This window comes from Staphylococcus sp. EG-SA-17 (assembly GCF_017151845.1).
Lineage (GTDB): Bacteria > Bacillota > Bacilli > Staphylococcales > Staphylococcaceae > Staphylococcus > Staphylococcus aureus.
The window spans coordinates 1-563 of sequence record NZ_JACVZO010000076.1 but is presented as its reverse complement, the minus strand read 5'-3'; the positions used below and the strand labels follow the sequence as shown (position 1 = coordinate 563).

Annotated in this window: 1 pseudogene; it reads right to left on the bottom strand. The window is 31.8% G+C overall.

Features of this window, described 5'->3' with window-relative positions:
- Positions 1-71: 71 nt before the first annotated feature.
- Positions 72-563 (bottom strand): annotated as a pseudogene (locus tag IDG65_RS14125) (Bcr/CflA family drug resistance efflux transporter); the annotation flags it as partial.

The window sequence follows — 563 nt, the reverse complement described above, 5'->3', positions numbered from 1 at the left end:
ATTAATGGCTTCTTCAATTTGATACTGTATTTAATTATTTCATCATAGCATAGTAATTAATTTAATTTCTTTTATACTTTGTCATGCTTAAATACTTTAATATTTAATAATTGTAAAATGATAAGTAAAATTGCTGTGAGACTAATAATAATGATATAAGGCATAATGTTATATTCACCTTTTAGATTAACAAGTGGTGTCACAAGGCCACCTAATAAAGATTGTAATAATCCCAATAAACTTGATGCGCTCCCGCTTCCGGTTGTACGTTCTTCCATTGCAATTGAAAATCCTAATGTCGCGACGCCTGTAACAGGTGCCACTAAAACGATAAAACCTATAACTAATAACGCAAAATGCCAATGATTTATTAATGTTAATGACACAATCACAACGCCAATGATTTGGATAATTGTAAATGCACGTAGTAGCACTTGTGGGTGAAAATAGTCTACTAATTTTCCAGCAATCTGACTCGCAATAATAAGTGTGATTCCCACTCCTGCAAACATCCAACTAAAGTGTAATGGCGAAACACCATATATTTTTTGAACTAAAAATGG